The organism is Streptomyces sp. NPDC005963 (assembly GCF_040638655.1).
GTDB lineage: Bacteria > Actinomycetota > Actinomycetes > Streptomycetales > Streptomycetaceae > Streptomyces.
This window is the reverse complement of sequence record NZ_JBEXVD010000003.1, coordinates 111140-128493: the sequence shown is the minus strand read 5'-3', so window position 1 is coordinate 128493 and position 17354 is coordinate 111140. Positions and strand designations below refer to the sequence as shown.

Below are 17354 nucleotides of genomic sequence, written 5' to 3'. Positions count from 1 at the left end.
TCCCGGGCCTGTTGCGGTGAGGGGTGGGGCGGGCGGTCATGCGACGGTCCAGTGGTCGCGGCCGGTCAGCAGCGCGTCCAGGTCGCCCGGGCCCGAGGCGTCGGCCGCCCGCTGCAACTGCTCGGCGACCTGCCGGTCGTAGGAGGGCCGGGAGACCGAGCGGAAGACGCCGATCGGGGTGGGGCCGCCGTTCTCCGGCAGTCGAGAGAGCGCGAACGCGATGGCCGGATCGTCGGCGTGGGCGTCGTGGACGACCTCGTCGGCGAGGACGTCGTGCTCGGCGGCGGCCGGGTCGACCGGGCGCAGTGACCCCGCCGCGTCGCGCACGACGGTGCGTTCGCCGTCGGCCCCGTACCGCAGCGGCTGTCCCTGTTCGAGCCGTAGGAGGTGATCGTCGCGGGTGGCCGGGTTCTTCAGCACCTCGAACGCGCCGTCGTTGAAGATGTTGCAGTTCTGGTAGATCTCGACCAGGGCCGTGCCCTCGTACTCGGCGGCTGCGCGCAGGACCGACGTGAGGTGCTTGCGGTCGGAGTCGACGGTACGGGCGACGAATCCGGCCCCCGCCCCCACGGCCAGGCTGACCGGGTTGAACGGGGTGTCCAGCGAGCCCATCGGCGTGGACTTGGTGATCTTCCCCGGCTCGCTGGTGGGGCTGTACTGGCCTTTGGTGAGCCCGTAGATCCGGTTGTTGAACAGCAGGATCTTCAGGTTCACATTGCGGCGCAGGGCGTGGATGAGGTGGTTGCCGCCGATGGACAGCGCATCGCCGTCCCCGGTGACGACCCACACCGACAGATCGGGCCGCGAGACCGAGAGCCCGGTGGCGATGGCCGGCGCCCGCCCGTGGATGGAGTGCATCCCGTAGGTGTTCATGTAGTACGGGAAGCGGGAGGAGCAGCCGATGCCGGAGACGAAGACGATGTTCTCCCGGCGCAGCCCGAGTTCGGGCAGAAAGCCCTGTACGGCGGCGAGGATGGCGTAGTCACCGCAGCCCGGGCACCAGCGCACCTCCTCACCGGAGCGGAAGTCCTTCGCGGTCTGCTTGACCGCGACCCCGGCGGAGGTGGCGATCAGGGGCAGGGGCACCCGCGCGGGGTTCGCCACGTCAGCGGAGAGCAGGGATTCAGACATCGGAGATCACCTTCTCGATGGCGGTCCGCAGATCGCTCGCCTTGAACGGGGTGCCGCGCACCTGGGTGTGGGAGACGGCGTCGACGAGGTAGCGACCACGGATCAGGAGCGCGAGTTGCCCGAGGTTCATCTCGGGGATGAGGACCCGGTCGTAGGCCGCGAGAACCTCGCCGAGATCGGCGGGGAAGGGGTTGAGGTGCCGCAAATGGGCACGGGCGACCGAACCGCCGGCGGCCCGCACCTCGGCACAGGCCGCTGCGATCGGGCCCGCGGTGGAGCCCCAGCCGAGGACCAGTACCCGGGCTTCGCCGTCCGGATCGTCCACGACGGTCGGCGGTAGATCGCGGGCGATGCCGTCGACCTTGGCCTGCCGGGTGCGGACCATGAACTCGTGGTTGTCGGCGTCGTACGAGATGTCCCCGGTGCCGTCCGCCTTCTCCAGCCCGCCGATGCGGTGTTCGAGCCCGGGGGTGCCGGGCACGGCCCAGGGCCGGGCGAGGGTCTCGGGGTCACGGAGGTAGGGCAGGAAGCGTGGGCTGCCGTCGGCGGCCGTCCCGTTGGGGCCGGTGGCGAACTCCACCGTGAGGTCGGGCAGCGTCGACGAGTGGGGGATCCGCCACGGCTCGGATCCGTTGGCGAGGTAGCCGTCCGAGAGCAGCACCACCGGCGTGCGGTACTTGAGGGCGATCCGGACCGCTTCGATGCAGGCGTCGAAGCAGTCGGCCGGTGAACTCGCCGAGACCACCGGCAGGGGCGACTCGCCGTTGCGGCCGTGGAGCACCTGGAGCAGATCGGCCTGTTCGGTCTTGGTGGGCAGCCCGGTGGAGGGGCCGCCGCGCTGGATGTCCACCACGATCAGCGGTAGTTCCAGGGTGACGGCCAACCCGATGGCCTCGGCCTTGAGCGCGATGCCGGGCCCCGAGGTCGTCGTCACCCCGATCGATCCGCCGAAGGACGCCCCGAGCGCGGCACTGACCGCGGCGATCTCGTCCTCCGCCTGGAAGGTGGTCACGCCGAAGTTCTTGTGCCGGCTGAGCTCGTGGAGGATGTCGGACGCCGGGGTGATCGGGTACGAGCCGAGGAACAGCGGCAGTCCGGCCTGTCGGGCGCCGGCCACCAGCCCGTAGGACAGGGCCAGATTGCCGGTGATGTTGCGGTACACACCCGAGGGCGCGGGGGCCGGGGCGATCTCGTAGGAGACGGCGAACGCCTCGGTCGTCTCGCCGAAGTTCCAACCGGCGTGGAAGGCGGCGATATTGGCCCGCATGATCGCGGGCTTCTTCGCGAACTTCGACGTCAGATGGGCGATCGTGCCCTCGGTCGGCCGCTGGTACATCCAGGAGAGCAGCCCGAGCGCGAACATGTTCTTGGCCCGCTCGGCGTCCTTGCGGCTCAGCCCCGAGTCCTTGAGCGCCCCGACGGTGAGCGCGGTCAGCGGCACGGGTTGGACGGTGTAGCCCTCCAGCGAGCCGTCTTCCAGCGGGTTCGTCGCGTACCCGGCCTTCGTCAGATTGCGCGGGGTGAACTGGTCGGAGTCCGCGATGATCTGTGCCGCGGGCCGCAGATGACCCACATTGGCCTTGAGCGCCGCCGGGTTCATGGCGATCAGCACATCGGCGCTGTCCCCCGGGGTCGCCACCCCGTGGTCGGCGAAGTGGAGCTGGAACGCCGAGACGCCGGGCAGGGTGCCCTGGGGGGCGCGGATCTCGGCGGGGAAGTCGGGAAGGGTCGCGAGGTCGTTGCCGAAGGTCGCGGTCTGCGCGGTGAACCGGTCGCCGGTGAGCTGGATGCCGTCGCCGGAGTCTCCGGCGAACCGGATCACCACCGAGGGGACGGCGAGGACCTGCTTGGACATGATCGCGACTCCTGATCGCAGGGACGGGCTTGGGAAGACGGTCGGGGAAGGCGCCGGCTTCCCTGGCGGGTCACGGGGCGGCTCGCGGGTCGTGCTGCTGGAACGGGTCTGGCTGCTGGAACGGGTTGTTGAAGTGGCGAAAGCGCTCGTGCGCGGTCGGTGTGAACGGTCCGCTGGTGCACGCGTCGGGCCAGGCTCGGTGGCGGGAGATGGCCGAACGGTTTCCGGGGGAGGACTCACCCCGGAGACGCTCGCCGGGGTCGAACGCCGCGCAGCCCGGGCGTGCAGGGCGGGAAGGGCGCGGAAGCCGGAACCGGGATCCGGTGAGGCGGGGGCGACCGATGGGGCCAAGGGGGGCGGCACCGGGCGTACCGTCTGCAAGCACGTTGTTCAGATGGGGAGTTGAGGGCCGGCCCCCGGGTGGCACGTGCGGAGTGCGGAGCCCCGGGGGCCGGCCGGTTCAAGGCCGGGAGAACCCGGCAGTACGGGCCGGTCTCAGCTGCCGTGGACCGCGTCGCGCAGTCGCGCCACCAGCTTCTCCGGCTGCGCCGAGCCCCAGACGTTGCGGCCGAAGGCGACACCCGCGCCGCCCGCCTCCACCACGCCCTTGGCCAGCGCCACCACCTCGTCCTCGCTCTCCGCCTTCGGGCCGCCGAGCGCCACCACCGGCACCGGGCACGCCGCGACGACCTCGGCGAACTCCTCCGTCGGCCCCGGGCACACGGTCTTGATGACGTCCGCGCCCAACTCGGCGCCGATGCGTGCCGCACGGGCCACGTTCTGCGTGGTCCACGGCACCGCACGACCCCAACCACCGGGGATCATCTCGGCCATCACGGGCAGACCGAGCTGCTCGCACTCCGAGGTGAGCCGCGCCAGTCGCTTCAGCGACAGGTCCTCGTCGGGGGCGCCGGGGAAGGCCAGCACCACCAGACAGTCCGCGCCGATCCTCAGCGCCTGCTCGGGCAGGTGCATGATGTCGTTGACGTCGCTCTGTGGCATGTCGCCGAGTTCGGACGAGCCGCCGTCGACGCGCAGCACCAGCCCGGCCGATGCGAAGGTGTCGGAGTAGGCGCGGGCCAGGTGCCAGGTGGCGAGCACGGCGTCCGGCTTGCCGGCCGCGATCTGGTTCATCGGCTCGCCGAGCGGCGGGCCCTCACCCATGTAGGCGGCGTGGTCGATGGCGACGAAGACGGCCCGCCCGTCCGCCGCGAACATGCGGCGCATCCGCCGGAGCTTGCCCCCTCCGAGGGCCGAGAAGGTCTGCACAGTGCTTCCTTTCGTCGCTGACCGTCCTGCTGGGCGAGGACCGGAGCCGCTCTGCCGCAGGTGCGGTGTTATCGGGGCCACCGTCGCTGTGCGGTGGTCTGCTGGTGGAAGGTGCCGCTGTCCCAGTAGTCGATGCGGTGCGCGATCTTCCCGTCCTCGACCCGGAACCGGAACATGCCCCGGACGCTGATCTCCGGACGGTGGCTGGCGCCGGTCCAGATGAAGGTCATCCGGTAGGCGAGGGCCGCCTTGTCCCCGTCGACCAGGAGGTCTTCGGTCTCGTACCGCAGGTTCTGGAACTCTTCGAGGAAGCCGGCCAGCCGCTGTCGGTAGGCCGCCCTGCCGTGGAGGCTCTTTCCGAGCGACGAGGTGTGCTCGTTGTGGAAGTCCTCGGTGACCAGGTCCGCGATCCGGTCGGGGTCCCCGGCGTTGAGCGCCGCCACGAACCGCGCCACCGCCGTCCTTGTGACGGACTCCAGGTCCGTGCTGGCGCTCACTGCTCCACGTCAGCACCCCACAGGGTGCGGACCTCCTCGAAGACCTGCTGGTTGTGGGAGATCTCGACGACATTGCCGTCGGGGTCGTTCAGGGCGCAGATGTAGCCGACCGGCGGGGGCAGTTCCATCGGCTCCCAGTGCAGACAGCCGGCCTCCCGGGCCCGTGCCGCGGTGTCGTCGACGTCCTCCCGGTTCGGCACCTCCATGCCCAGGTGGGCGAAGGGGGACAGTTGCGGCTGCTTCTTGCCCTTGTCCTTGTTGAACCCGACCAGGACCAGGACGAACGGGGTGTGCACCTGCCCGGGGTTGGACAGCCAGGCGTTGGCACCGTCGTTGTCGCTGTGCCGCGCGACCACGACCAGCGGGGTGAAGGAGGTGTAGAACTCCACCGCCGCTTCCAGGTCGCTCGTCGGCAGCGCGATGTGGGTCCAGCGGGCCTCGGTGAGCTTCTTGTCGAGCACGGATGCTCTCCTCTCCTACGAATCGTCGGCGTTCAGTAGATCCGGCGATCGGTCGTGCCATCGTGCGGTCGTGCCGTCCTGCCGCCGTCCCGGTTGTCCGGTCGTACCGGCGTCCGGTCGTTCAGTCGATCGGGCCCTCGAACTCGTCCGGGGCGAGCGGCGTGGCCACGTCTTCGCGGATCTGCCTCATCATGTGCTTGGCCCTGCCCTCCCAGGTGCTGGACGGGCCGACGCGATAGAAGGGCGACCGGAGGTTCTCCATCAGGACGGTCACCATGTCGGTGTCCTCCTTGTTGGTCAGCTCCAGATTCACCAACTCGCGCTCCTGGAGCTCGATGTCCTCGGTCAGCCCGTAGATCCGGGACACCAGGCGCGTCTTGTCCGGGGCGATCGGATCCGCGCGGACCATGATCAACTGGGATGCGTACGGCAGCGGGGTGAGGTTCGGGTAGATGAACTCCGCGTAGCTGCCCCGCAGCTCGTCCTCGTCCAGGTCGGTACGGCCGAGCGAGAGGTCGAAGTTCTCGCTGTGGGGCTTGTAGCCGCTGGTGGTGCGCCCTTCGAAGCGCACGATGGTGTCCATCTGCTTGCGCACCTTGTTGAGGCGCCGGTGCACGAAACGGACGTGGTAGTCGTCGTTGGAGTTCTCGACGAAGACCTTCCAGTTCATGTCGAAGGTCTCGTCGAGCTCACGGTGGTAGCGGTGGTAGTTGCCGATCTTGTACGCCTCGTACCGGGGCAGCAGCGGCGCGATCCACTCCTCGAAGGAGGGCGCCTTGTGCGACAGACAGGCGAACACCAGCTTGTCGAACGCGATGTGCACCCGGATCGGGACCAGCCCGTAGCTCTGCATCGGGAAGTCGGCGCCGTACATGCGCTCCTTGTCCGGGATGGACAGCAGCTTGCCGTCCAGACCGTACGTCCACGCGTGGTACGGGCAGGCGAACGCCTTGCCGCAGTTGCCGGCCGGATCGAAGGCCACCCCGGAGGCGCGGTGCCGGCAGTTGTTCAGGAACCCCTTGACCGAGCCGTCGCGCTGCTTGACGATCAGCACCGACTGCGTACCGATCTTGCCCGTGATGAAGTCGCCGGGCTTGACCAGGTCCTCGGTGTCCCCGAGCCAGACCCAGGAGCGGCCGAAGACACGGACCATCTCCAGGTCGAACAGGTCCTGGCTCCACACCTCCCAGGGCTGGAGCATGTCGGTTTCGAGCGGTGATTCGACGAGACCGTCCGTCTCACGACCCTTGGCGGCGCGGGCCTCGGCGACCACCCCCTCGTGCAGGGCGAGTTCCGAAGCGTTCATCCGGTCCAGCACGGCTTCCTCCCCAACACCTTCGTTGCTTTGCGATGTGCTCGAAGGTAGGTCGGCGCCGTACGGGGACGATATGTGCTTGAGGCACGAACATCGGCCCCCCGCGCTGCCCCCCGGCCACATCGGTGCACCACGGCGGGCGTGCAACTCTCGGGCGATGGACTATGTGAACCTCGGTGGAACGGGCCTGCGCGTCAGCCGCCTCGCCCTCGGCACGATGATGTTCGGGGCGTGGGGCAACCAGGACCACGACGCGTGCGTGGACATGATCCACGCAGCTCTGGACGCGGGAGTCAACTTCATCGACACGGCGGACGTGTACGTTTTCGGAGAGACGGAGGAGATCCTCGGCCGCGCCCTCAAGGGCCGGCGGGACTCTGTGGTGCTGGCCACCAAGTTCGGCGAGCACATGAACCACGACGACCCCCTCACCCGCGGCGCGTCCCGGCGCTGGATCACTCGGGCCGTGGAGGACAGCCTGCGCCGCCTGGGCACCGACCACATCGACCTCTACCAGCTGCACCGACCGGACCCGGGCACGGACCTCGACGAGACCCTCGGCGCCCTGACCGATCTGGTCCGGGCCGGAAAGGTCCGGGCGATCGGCTCGTCCGCCTTCACCGCGGAGCAGATCACCGAGGGCCAGTGGACGGCCGAACGCCGGGGCCGGGAGCGCTTCACCGTCGAACAGCTGGCGTACTCGGCGCTGGCCCGGCACGCCGAGGCCGGCACCCTGCCCGTCTGCCAGCGCTACGACCTGGGTGTGATGGTCTACAGCCCCCTCAACGGCGGCTGGCTCACCGGCAAGTACCGCGCGGGCACCAAGGCCCCCGCCGACTCCCGTGCCGTACGGAACGCGGAGCACTTCGACCACGCCCAGGAAGCGGTACGGGACCGGAAGTACGCCCTGGTCGAGGAGATGGCGACCCTCGCGGACGAGTCCGGACACACCATGATCGAGCTGGCGATCGGCTTTGTGCTCGCGCACCCCGCGGTCAGCTCCGCGATCATCGGCCCGCGGACCATGGACCAGCTGACCGGCCAACTCGGCGCGGCCGGGGTACGGCTCGGACCTGACGTGATGGACCGACTGGACGCCCTGGTGCCCCCGGGCACCGACGTCAACCCGGCCGACGCCCCGTACGCCCCGCCCGCACTCACCGACCCGGCACTGAGGAGGCGCGATCACGCGCGGCGGGTGGGGTAAGGGTGGCCGGTGAGAACCAGAGCGTTGCCGGTGGTGCAGCACGTGCCCTGTGCAGGGAGTCTCCACCTTCGGCCGCCGCAGCCGGTGGCGGCCGGGGTCACCCCGCCCGCCACCGGGTCGCAACCGCAGGTCAGCGCCGCAGACCGCGGTCCAGCGCAGAGATCAGCGAGCCCTGGGCGTCATCCCCGTCCAGGGACCAGACCATCACGCCGCCGAGGCCGTTCCGCTGGGTGTAGCGGGCCTTCTGGGCGGCGGTGGCCGGGGTGTCGTACGACCAGAACTCGGTGCCGTCGTACTTCCAGGCCGCGCCGTGCTTGCGGTCGGTGTGCACGGTGCCCGGCAGGTCCTTGATGGCCTTGTAGGGCAGCTGGCCGCCGCCGCGCGGGGACATGCCGGTGGCGGGCTGGTAGAGGCCGTTCTTCGCCCCGGCGGGAACTCCCGTCCAGCCGTAGCCCCAGGACGGCACCCCGAGCACCGCCTTGTGGGCCGGCAGTCCGCCGGCCAGGTAGTGCTGCACCACCTTGTCCGCGCTGTAGCTGTAGTCGACGCCGGAGGGGTCGGCCGGGTCGGTGTAGAGGTTCGCCTGGTGGTTGGTCGGGCCCTGCGGCTCCCAGGAGCCGTGCATGGTGTAGGTCATCAGGTTCAGGAAGTCCACCTGGCGGGCGACCTTCTTCAGCTCCAGCCGGTCCGCGACGCCGGTGTTGTTGGCCACGGCCGCCGTCAGCAGGTGGCGCCCCCGCCCGGTGCCGCCCACCGCGTCCAGCTGCCGCCGGAACTCGGTCAGCAGCAGGGTGAAGTTGCGGCCGTCCTCGGGGCGCACATGGTTGTCCGGCAGACCGTCGCCGCCCGGGTGCTCCCAGTCGAGGTCGATGCCGTCGAAGACGCCCGCGCCGCTGCCCGGGCCACCCCCCGGCGTGTCCAGCAGCTGCGGCAGGTTGCCCTTGATGTAGAGGTCCACGCAGGAGGACACGAACTTCTTGCGCGCGGCGTCGGTGGCGGCCACGTCCGAGAAGTACTTGGACCAGCCCCAGCCGCCGATCGAGATGACGACCTTCAGGTGGGGGTTCTTCGCCTTCAGCTTCCGCAACTGGTTGAAGCTGCCCTTCAGCGGCTGGTCCCAGTTGTCGGCGACGCCGTCCACCGAGTCGGCCGCGTCGATCGGGCGCTGGTAGTCGGCCCAGGCGTCGGCCTGGTCGGCCTGGTTGTCCGCGAAGCAGGTGCCCTCGGGGGAGATGTTGCCGAAGGCGTAGTTGATCACGGTCAGCTTCGACGCCTGGCCCGAGTCCTGGACCTTCTTGGCGGAGAAGCCGCTGTAGACGCTCCACCCGGTGAAGTAGGCCACGCGGTGGCCGGGCAGCCGGCGGCTGTCGTCGTCATCGGCTTGAGCGGTCGAGGGGACCGCGACGAGCGAGGCGAGCAGAGCCGTCGCCAGGAACGCGGAGGTGCGTCTGAACATACTGGTTGCCTTGTCTGAGTGGGGTCAGGTGGTCTGTACCAATCGCGAGAAGAGATCTAGTCCATGCCGGGGTGTCCACACAAGAGGCCGTGACCCACGAAGTGACCTGTCTCCATGGCGAGTTGAGGGAACGTCAGGGGGCAGCCGTGCGGCACTTACTGAGAATGCCGCCGTTGCGGTAGTGGTCCGCCTGCCCGAGCTGTGCCCTACTCGGTGGGCAGCCTCTGGATAGGCTCGTCGCCCCCGACGAAGGAGCAGCCGCCGTGTCGACGGACATCGTGATCGCCCAGACCACCATCGACGACGAGACGAAGGCGAGGGCCCTGGCGCACGGCGCGGTGGACCGCAGACTCGCGGCGTGCGCGCACATCGACCCCGCCTTCACGGCGGTCTACCGCTGGCAGGGCGCGGTGCAGCAGGAGCGGGAATGGCGGATCTCGTACAAGACGACACGGGACCGCCTGCCCCGACTGGCCGAGTGGGTCACGGCGACTCACAGCTACGAGGTGCCGGAGTGGATCGTGCTGCCGGTGGAGGGCGGGTCGGCGGAGTACTTGGCGTGGGTGGCGGCGGAGAGCACGGAGGCGTAGGGCAGTTCCCGCCCGCCGCCCGCAGGTATCAGATGGGCAGGGTCCAGCTCGGCCCGTCGGGGGTATCGAGGCGAACCCGCTGTTCGGCGGGGGTGACGGTGAGGGTGAACGCGGTTTGGGGAGGTGAGTTCGCTGCGGCTCGGGTATTACGCCGCACTCTTCAAGCGGGCGTACTCGTCCAGTTGCTCGACGGCGTTCCTGGCGGAGGCGGTGTCGACCGGGCGTAGTGCATGGGCCACCTCGGCGAGTTGACGTAGGACACGACCGGACTCGACCTCGTCCAACTGCTCCAGAGTTTCCACCGCGTACGCCGCGCCCTCCTCGGCCTCATCGGCCTTGACCAGGGTGTTGGCGAGCATCAGCCGGTACAACGCCCGATTGCGGCCGTAGGTGATTTCTTGGTGGGTCAGTGCAGCGCGGAGGAAGGGGACGGCGGCCTGGTAGTTGCCGAGTTCGTTGTAGAGGAGCCCTTGGCAGTACTCCACCTCCGCAGGCCCATGGAATGCAGTCCATTCAGGGAAGGGACGCCCGCGTCCCTTGTGGTCGAGGAGGCGCATGGCATCGGTGAGACGGCGGCCTGCCGTCTTGCCGTCGGCCATAACGGACAGAGCGCGAGTCTCCCGGCAGGCCATGATGGATTGGAGCACCGGTGATCCCAGACGCGTGGCGCGCTCTTGGCCGGCGCGGGCCAGATCGAGGCCGTCTTGTGGTCGGCCTTGGAAGGATGCCTGCAAGCTCATCTGGGAGAAGACCAGGATCTCCAGGTTGGCGTCCCCGAGGGTGGCAGCCGCGGTCAGGGCCTCGCCCCAGTAACGGCGGGCGGTTTTCTGTTCATCGGCGTCGTAGTGCAGCCAGCCGCACCATCCGATCATCTCCCCTGCCAGGAGCTTGAGTTGGCGACCGATTGTGTCGGGATAGGTGCCGGTGTCGATGACCCGCTGGATGCGACGCAGATGACGGAATGCCAGTGAGCGGACGGCTGCGCCACCGTAGGCATCGTCGAGTTGGAAGAGGGCTCGCAGACCTTCGCGGAGTTCGAGGAGATGGGGGGTGCCGACCGAGCCGGACCTTCCCGGAGGCGTGAGTGGCCGCAGATGGGCGGGAAGACTCACGGAGGCTGCCGCACCGAGGGAGTCGGTGAGGAATGCGCGACGGTCCACGGAAGTGCCTCTCTGTGTGTGAAGAGGTTCACCTCCCAAGGTGACACCTGGCGGTGGTCCAGGGAACCCGAGTTCGGTCGGACAGATTCCGAACATCGCGTGCAGAATCCGCCAGGCGCGCCGCCGGGGCGCGGGAGGCGCGGGCTGGCGCCACCGGCGTAATTGGCGGTCGGTCAGTGCGGGTGACTCGTGCAGGACATCCGCCGTGGCCTGGAAGGCCCGTAGGAAGTCCGCGGGCTTCGCCCACCCTTGCAGCAGACAGGCGTGTTCGAACGACGTCAGATCAGACACCTCATCACCTTCCGTGGCTCGGCCGAGCACAGAAGGTAGCGGGTTTGGGCGGATCGGGAAGTCCGATTGCGGTGAAAAGTCCGGAGGCAAGGTCTGTCCTGGCTTCCGACTGCCCGTGCTCCAGGGGAGTTGGCTCGTCTATGAGCAAGCCACTGAGGGGAGCCCGGGGCGTGAGTGGTCAGCAGAACCCGTGCGGCAGGGGGGCGACGACCGACCCGCCCGTGATCTGGTCCGCAGCAGTCGGGCGGCCCGCCTACGCGCAGTCCCTGCGGCGGGCGCCGGGGTCCGTCCGAGCCGCACGTTGCCTGGTCTCCGCAGCGCTTCGGGCATGGGGGCTGGAGGAACTGGAGGACACGGCGTGGGTCGTCGTCACCGAACTGATGTCGAACGCGGTGGTACACGCCCGGCTGAGGACGGTCCGCGTGACGGTGACACGGCTGGACGAGTCCGTGGTGCGGGTCGCCGTGGTCGACCGGTCCAGGAAGGTGCCGCGGTCCAAGGCTGCCGACACTCACGATGAGTCCGGTAGGGGGCTGGCGATGGTGGCTGCGCTGTGTGGCGGCCGGTGGGGCGTCGATCCGCTGCCGTGGGGCAAGCGGGTCTGGGCCGACGTGGAGGCGGTGCGTCCGTGACGACCGGGCGCGGCTCGACGCCCATCGGCAACTGAAGGCGGGGGTGCCGTTCGTGCTCGGTGCCACGGACTGGTCGGGGCGGTACGGGTTGACCGTACGGCCCGTGCGTCTACGGATCGTTGCAGGGGGCGGACGACAGGAGCGCGGCACGGCGGGCAGGCGTTCCTGCCCGTAGATGAGGAGCGTCCACCCCCTGAATGCCCGGCCGAAGGATCGCAGCGGGTCAAGAGGGGGGCGAGACGCCCGTCCGGCCGTGAGGTGGGTCGGACGGGCCGCCCATGGCGGTGGGTTCGGCCCGGCGAGGTGTCGTGTGCGGCGGTCACGTCGACGGGCCGTTGGCTTTGGGACGGGGTCAGCCGGCGGTCTCCTCGTCGTCCTTCTTCTCGTCCGCGTCCGGCGCGCGCCACATCACGATCTGGTTCCCCCACGGGTCCAGGAACGAGGCGTGGTGTCCGTTGAACTCCTTCCAGAAGCTCTGCTCCCACAGCGCGGTCGCGCCCAGCAGCACCGCCTTGTTGAGGTAGTCCCCGGGAGGGGCGTCGACCAGGATGTAGACGCGGGTGTGCAGGCCGGAGCGCGGTTGGGTCGGGAGCGGGGCCGGGTCGGGGTGCTGCTCGGTCTCGCTGAAGATGCCCAGGTGGAGGCCCTCGCCGGGGACCACCTGGTGGAAGACGCCCTGCGGTCGGGGGTTGATCGTCCAACCGAACAGCTCGCGGTAGAACTCGGTCGCCGCGTCGACGTCGGGGGTGGGCAGGTCGACGAAGATGAGGGTGTTGGTCATGGTGGTTCCTCGGGGTTTCTCGGTCGTGCCGGGTGGTTCGCGGGATGCGGTGGGCTGCCGGGACCCGGGCGGTACGGGCAGCGGAGGGGGCTATGCCTCGGGGGCGTGGCCGCTCTTGAAGTAGGTGCCCTTGTCGCGCCAGAGCACGACTTCGTTGCCCCAGGGGTCGCGGAACGCCGCGTACCGGGCCTCGAACTCCTCCCACGGCTTCTCTTCCCAGAGCACCGAGGCACCGTTCGCCACGGCCTTCTCCAGATAGGCGGGCGGCTCGTCGACCATGACGTAGATCCGCGGCACCGGACCGCCCGTGGAGGGGCGTTCGTCCAGGTGGATGCCGAGGTTGGGCTTCACGCCCGGCAGCACCTCGGAGAACTTGCCGGCGGGCCGGCGGTTGAAGGTCCAGCCGAAGAGGTCGGCGTAGAAGACCGAGGTGGCCTCCACGTCCGGGGTCGGCAGATCCATGAAGATCACGGGGTTGGGCATTTCGACTCCATGCTCGATGCTCGTTCGGTCACCACGCGGTGCTCGCGCGGGGCGTTCCCTGCTGTGCGGCGCTGCGCCGCGCGTTTGCTCAGACCGCTGCCGGGGCGGCCGTTCGGGCTTCTCGTTCGGCGACCCGTGCCACGCCCGCGTCCCCGAGGGCGAGGAACTGCCGCAGCCCCTCCTCGTACACCGGGTCGGGCTCCGGTTCGATCACCGTCATGCGCGGGCGGGGCCAGTCGCCTCCCCGTCCCCTCCCGGGGGCGGGCCACCAGCCCGCGCCGGCGCCCGCGGCGAGCGCGGCCCCGTAGGCGGCGACGTCCACCGGCTCGGGCACCTCCACCGGTACGCCCAGGACCGATGCCTTCACCGAGCACCACAGCCGGCTGAGGGCCGGTGAGCCCGCGCAGACCAGGGTGTGGATCGGGGCCTGTTTGGCGGCCAACTCCAAAGCGATGTGCGCCAGTCCGTACGCCGCGCCCTCCAGCGCCGCCCGGGTGATGTCGCCCGGACCGGCCGAAGCGGACAGACCGTGGATCTCACTGCGCAGTGCCCGGTTCCAGCGCGGTGCCCGCTCACCCTCCAGATAGGGGATGACGGTCACGCCCCGGGCCCCGGCCGGCACTTCGGCGGCCAGCGCCAGCAGATCGGGGACCTCACGACCGGTGAGCCCGCTGAGCCACTCCAGCATCAGACCGTGGGCAGCGACCGGCCCGCCGACGATGTCCAGGCCCGGTACGGCGCTGGGCAACGCGTAGTGATCCGCGGCGGGGGAGCCCGCGGCGACCGCGACGGCCAGTCCGCCCGTGCGCCCGCCCGGGTCCATGGCGCGGCCCGGCTCGTCGAGTCCGCCCGCCCAGAACGCGAGGTACGCGTCCTGGGCGCCGGCCACCAGCGGCGTACCGACGGCGAGACCGTTGCCACCGTCGGCCGTTCCGACCACCGAACCGGTCGCGGCGACGGGCCCGTAGCCGTTCAGCAGCGGATCTCCCGGCCAGCGCGACTGGTGCCGGTCAGCGCCCAGTTCGGCCATCACCCAGTCGTACAACTGCCAGACCACCGCGTCGGACCCGTACTCCTCGCCCAGCAGCGCGCTCTGGGCGTGGTGTTGGTCCACCGGGGAGCCGGTCGCGCCGGCCGGGTGGCGGCAGGTCAGCGCGGTCGCCCTGCTGGTGCCGGTCGCGATCGTGGTGGGGCTCTGGCCGCCGAAGCAGAGCGCCACCGGATTCGCTGCGGCGGGCAGGCGGGCCGCCAGACGGTGGACCGCCTCCGCGGCGCCGGCCAGCCAACCCTGTGGGTCGGCGTGGCCGGGCTGCCAGGAAGCGGCACCCGGATAGCCGGATGTCGCGCTGCCCAGGGTGCGCCCTTCGGGGTCGAGGGCCAGCGCACGGGCGGAGTTGCTTCCCAGGTCGACCCCGACGACGACCGGAGCGGACGCGGGCGACACGGTCAGCCGCCCACGAGGACTCGGTAGACCGGGGACTTCGCGGCCAGGCGCAGCGCCTCGTCCACCTCGCTCAGCGGGAACTCGGCCGTCACCAGGGCGTCGAGGTCGGCGCCGAGGCGACCGGAGGCGATCAGGGCCGCGGCCTCGGTCCAGTCCTGCGGTTCGTGGCTGAAGACGCCGAGGACGGTCAACTCGTGGTGGTGGATCAGGTCCGGGCTCAGCCCCTCGGACAGTTCCTTGGGGAAGGCGCCGAACAGGACGACCGTACCGCCGTCGTCGCACATGGCCACCGCGGTCTCCAGGGCACCGGGTGCGCCCGCGGTGACGAAGACCAGGTCCTGCTTGCCGCCGGTCGCCACCGCCTCTTCGGGGGTGCTGGTCCAGTCGGCGCCGGCGTCCCGCGCCTCGGCGAGCCGGGCGTCGCTGATGTCGATCAGACCGACCGAAGAGGCTCCGCGGAGCTTGGCCAGGGCCAGGTGCAGTCGGCCCATGAACCCGGCGCCCACGACGGCCACCCGGTCGCCGGCGCGCAGTCCGCCGAGCCGCGCGGAGTGGGTGACACACGCCAGCGGCTCGCCCATGGCAGCGTGCCGCAGCGGAGCGGAGCCGGTGCCGAACGCCTGCGCGGCGGGCACCTTCACGAACTGGGCCAGCCCTGCGCCCATCGAGATCGTTCCGTCGGTGAGCGCGCCGCCCTGCGGCTGCTTGCACAGGGCGGTACGGCCCCGACGGCAGGAGGTGCAGGTGCCGCAGCGGGTCAGCAGGTCCAGGGTGACGGTGTCGCCGACCTGGGGGACGCCCGGCAGCACCGCGACCTGCGAGCCGACGGCCACGACCTCGCCGGCGACCTCATGGCCCGCCGCGACCGGGTAGATGGGCTTGGTGCCCAGGTAGAGCCGGCGCTCCATGGTGCACAGACCGCAGGCACCTATCTTGACCAGCACGTCCTGGGGGCCCGGTACCGGATCGGGCTCCTCGCGCAGTTCGACCTGCTCGGCCGCGGTGATGACGGCGATCTTCATACGGACACTCCCAGAGGCTAGGGGGAAGGAGGACGGTGGGTCTGGTGGGTCGGGGTCGGGTGCTCAGTGCGCGGGGACGACCGGCCAGCCGGGGCGGGCCGGGACCCCGGAGCGGGCCAACAGGTCCGCGGAGGCCACGGCGGCTTCCGTGTGGAGGGCGGTTTCGTCGACGGTGGTGCAGCGGTGGTCGCGGACCACGGCGCGTCCGCCGACCAGGACATCGCGTACCGAGCGGCCGTCGGACGACCACACCAGCTGATGGGCGATGTCACCGCGCGGCGCCCACTGGGGCCCGTCGGTGGCGTGGACCACCAGGTCCGCGTACTTGCCCGGTTCGAGGGAGCCGATCCGGTCGGCCATGCCGATGGCCTCGGCACCCCGTACGGTGGCCAACTCCAGTGCCGCCGCCGCGCCGAGGGCGACGGTCGGATCGACGGGCATGTCTTTGGCGAGCCCCGCGGCCAGCGCTGCCGTGCGCAGGATGTCGGAGCTGTCACCTGCGTTGCCCGAGTCGGTGCCGAGGGCGAGCCGTCCGCCGCGTGCGAAGAGTTCGCCGTGACGTCCGGCCCGTGTCACGCCCTGGCCGAGGCGGAGATACGCCCAGGGGCAGTAGGCGACGGCGGTACGGCTGGTGAGCAGGGCTTCGACCTCGCTGTCGGCCAGCCAGACCGCATGGGCGAGCAACAGGTGCGGGCCCAGCACTCCCAGATGTGCCAGATGGTCGACCGGGCGGCGGCCGGTGGTCTTCAGATAGTGCTCGGGGTCGGACTGTGAGGGCGAGAGGTGCATGGTCATCGGGGCACCGGTGGAGCGGGCCAGCTCCGCGGCCCCGGTGAGCAGTTCATCGGAGGCCAGACCGTGGCCGACGAGGGTGACCCAGCCCTCGATCTGCCCGCCGGCCGGATAGCTCTCGACGACCTCGCGGAGCCGGTCGAGGACTTCGGGGGCACAAGCGGCGAAGGGCGCGCCGGGCACGTCCCAGCCCCAGGTGCCGACGGTGCCCCGGATGCCGGCCGTGTGCATGGCGTGCGCGACGGGGTGGGGGTGGGCGACGGTCCCGGCCTCCACCAGCGTGGTCACCCCGTTGCGGAGGTTCTCCACGCAGGTCAACAGGGCGGAGACGGTGTCGTCAGCGGCCGTGTGCGCGGCGTGCAGCGGTACGGCCCAGGCGTCGATGGAAGCGCCGGGCGCCAGGTCGTCGGGAATCCAGGCGCGGGCCAGCGGGTCGCCGGTCTGGTGCTGATGGGCGTTGATCATGCCGGGGGTGACGACACAACCGCTGGCGTCCAGTTCGGGGGTGCCCGGCCAGCGTCGCCGCAACTCGGTGGTGGCGCCGACGGCGAGGATGCGGTCCCCGGCGATGGCGACGGTTCCGCCCGCGAGGACCTCACGGCGGGCGTTCATGGTCACCACATCGCCCCCGGTGACCAGCAGGTCCGGGCGTGGTGTGGGGGAGCGGGGGCCTTCGCCCTGCGCGGTGCTCGCCGCACTGCGCGGTGCGGTGGTCGCTGCTGTGGTGGCTGCGGTGGTCGGTGCTGTGGTCGGCGCGTACGGATCGGTCGCCCTGCCGGCGGCGGGCCGTGCGGCAGTACCGACGCTGCCCGGCGCACTGCGGACACCTCGGTCGTTTGAGTCGGCGTCTCTCACCATGACCAGGGACATTAGGTCGCCCGGGCCCGCTGAACATCGTGGCCGGGAGCACAATCAAAGGCCCGTGGTCCATGCCGGGAACACGATGCGGGCGTCCCTCGCGGCCGACA

Annotated in this window: 16 protein-coding genes; 3 read left to right on the top strand and 13 right to left on the bottom strand. The window is 70.5% G+C overall.

Annotated elements, in window-relative coordinates; translation table 11 throughout:
• Window positions 1-36: 36 nt before the first annotated feature.
• The 6 genes from ABZ348_RS06695 to ABZ348_RS06670 all read right to left on the bottom strand — a co-directional run bounded on the left by ABZ348_RS06695 (window position 37) and on the right by ABZ348_RS06670 (window position 6519).
• The gene (locus ABZ348_RS06695; RefSeq protein WP_358930057.1) at window positions 37-1131 is read right to left on the bottom strand and encodes a 2-oxoacid:ferredoxin oxidoreductase subunit beta; all 1095 of its coding nucleotides are present in this window, start codon (window positions 1129-1131) and stop codon (window positions 37-39) included.
• Window positions 1124-2986: a 2-oxoacid:acceptor oxidoreductase subunit alpha gene (locus ABZ348_RS06690; RefSeq protein WP_358930055.1), complete on the bottom strand. Its 1863-nt coding sequence runs from the start codon at window positions 2984-2986 to the stop codon at window positions 1124-1126. The genes ABZ348_RS06695 and ABZ348_RS06690 overlap by 8 nt, the downstream gene beginning before the upstream one ends.
• A gap of 495 nt (window positions 2987-3481) precedes the next feature.
• Complete coding sequence (locus ABZ348_RS06685) at window positions 3482-4255, bottom strand: hypothetical protein (RefSeq protein ID WP_358930053.1); 774 nt, start codon at window positions 4253-4255, stop codon at window positions 3482-3484.
• A gap of 68 nt (window positions 4256-4323) precedes the next feature.
• Complete coding sequence (locus tag ABZ348_RS06680; RefSeq protein ID WP_358930051.1) at window positions 4324-4752, bottom strand: nuclear transport factor 2 family protein; 429 nt, start codon at window positions 4750-4752, stop codon at window positions 4324-4326.
• Window positions 4749-5213: a VOC family protein gene (locus ABZ348_RS06675; RefSeq protein ID WP_358930049.1), complete on the bottom strand. Its 465-nt coding sequence runs from the start codon at window positions 5211-5213 to the stop codon at window positions 4749-4751. The genes ABZ348_RS06680 and ABZ348_RS06675 overlap by 4 nt, the downstream gene beginning before the upstream one ends.
• 121 nt (window positions 5214-5334) lie before the next feature.
• A complete protein-coding gene (locus ABZ348_RS06670) occupies window positions 5335-6519 on the bottom strand; it encodes an aromatic ring-hydroxylating dioxygenase subunit alpha (protein ID WP_358930047.1) in 1185 nt (394 codons plus the stop codon).
• A gap of 166 nt (window positions 6520-6685) precedes the next feature.
• On the opposite strand from ABZ348_RS06670, the gene ABZ348_RS06665 reads away from it, so the two are divergent.
• The gene (locus ABZ348_RS06665; protein ID WP_358930046.1) at window positions 6686-7735 is read left to right on the top strand and encodes an aldo/keto reductase; all 1050 of its coding nucleotides are present in this window, start codon (window positions 6686-6688) and stop codon (window positions 7733-7735) included.
• A gap of 130 nt (window positions 7736-7865) precedes the next feature.
• Here the strand turns inward: ABZ348_RS06665 and ABZ348_RS06660 are convergent, their stop codons facing one another.
• Window positions 7866-9191, bottom strand: coding sequence for a glycoside hydrolase family 18 protein (locus ABZ348_RS06660; protein ID WP_358930044.1), 1326 nt, complete (start codon window positions 9189-9191; stop codon window positions 7866-7868).
• A 263-nt stretch (window positions 9192-9454) separates the two neighbouring features.
• Between ABZ348_RS06660 and cutA the strand changes: the two genes are divergently transcribed.
• On the top strand, window positions 9455-9781 hold the full coding sequence (cutA, locus tag ABZ348_RS06655) for a divalent-cation tolerance protein CutA (protein ID WP_358930042.1): 327 nt from the start codon (window positions 9455-9457) through the stop codon (window positions 9779-9781).
• A 146-nt stretch (window positions 9782-9927) separates the two neighbouring features.
• On the opposite strand, the gene ABZ348_RS06650 is transcribed toward cutA, so the two are convergent.
• Window positions 9928-10941: a hypothetical protein gene (locus ABZ348_RS06650; RefSeq protein WP_358930040.1), complete on the bottom strand. Its 1014-nt coding sequence runs from the start codon at window positions 10939-10941 to the stop codon at window positions 9928-9930.
• 431 nt (window positions 10942-11372) lie between these two features.
• On the opposite strand from ABZ348_RS06650, the gene ABZ348_RS06645 reads away from it, so the two are divergent.
• A complete protein-coding gene (locus ABZ348_RS06645; RefSeq protein ID WP_358930038.1) occupies window positions 11373-11864 on the top strand; it encodes an ATP-binding protein in 492 nt (163 codons plus the stop codon).
• Window positions 11865-12216: 352 nt separating this feature from the next.
• On the opposite strand, the gene ABZ348_RS06640 is transcribed toward ABZ348_RS06645, so the two are convergent.
• The 5 genes from ABZ348_RS06640 to ABZ348_RS06620 form a co-directional block, all read right to left on the bottom strand.
• Window positions 12217-12645, bottom strand: a complete 429-nt coding sequence (locus ABZ348_RS06640; RefSeq protein ID WP_358930036.1) for a VOC family protein — start codon at window positions 12643-12645, stop codon at window positions 12217-12219.
• 90 nt (window positions 12646-12735) lie between these two features.
• Window positions 12736-13128: a VOC family protein gene (locus ABZ348_RS06635; protein WP_358930035.1), complete on the bottom strand. Its 393-nt coding sequence runs from the start codon at window positions 13126-13128 to the stop codon at window positions 12736-12738.
• 88 nt (window positions 13129-13216) lie between these two features.
• Window positions 13217-14572 carry an FGGY-family carbohydrate kinase gene (locus ABZ348_RS06630; RefSeq protein WP_358930033.1) on the bottom strand — a complete coding sequence of 452 codons (1356 nt, stop codon included), beginning with the start codon at window positions 14570-14572 and terminating at the stop codon, window positions 13217-13219.
• A 2-nt stretch (window positions 14573-14574) separates the two neighbouring features.
• The gene (locus ABZ348_RS06625) at window positions 14575-15594 is read right to left on the bottom strand and encodes a zinc-binding dehydrogenase (protein WP_358930031.1); all 1020 of its coding nucleotides are present in this window, start codon (window positions 15592-15594) and stop codon (window positions 14575-14577) included.
• Between the two features lie 63 nt (window positions 15595-15657).
• Window positions 15658-17244, bottom strand: coding sequence for an amidohydrolase family protein (locus tag ABZ348_RS06620; RefSeq protein ID WP_358930029.1), 1587 nt, complete (start codon window positions 17242-17244; stop codon window positions 15658-15660).
• Window positions 17245-17354: the final 110 nt, after the last annotated feature.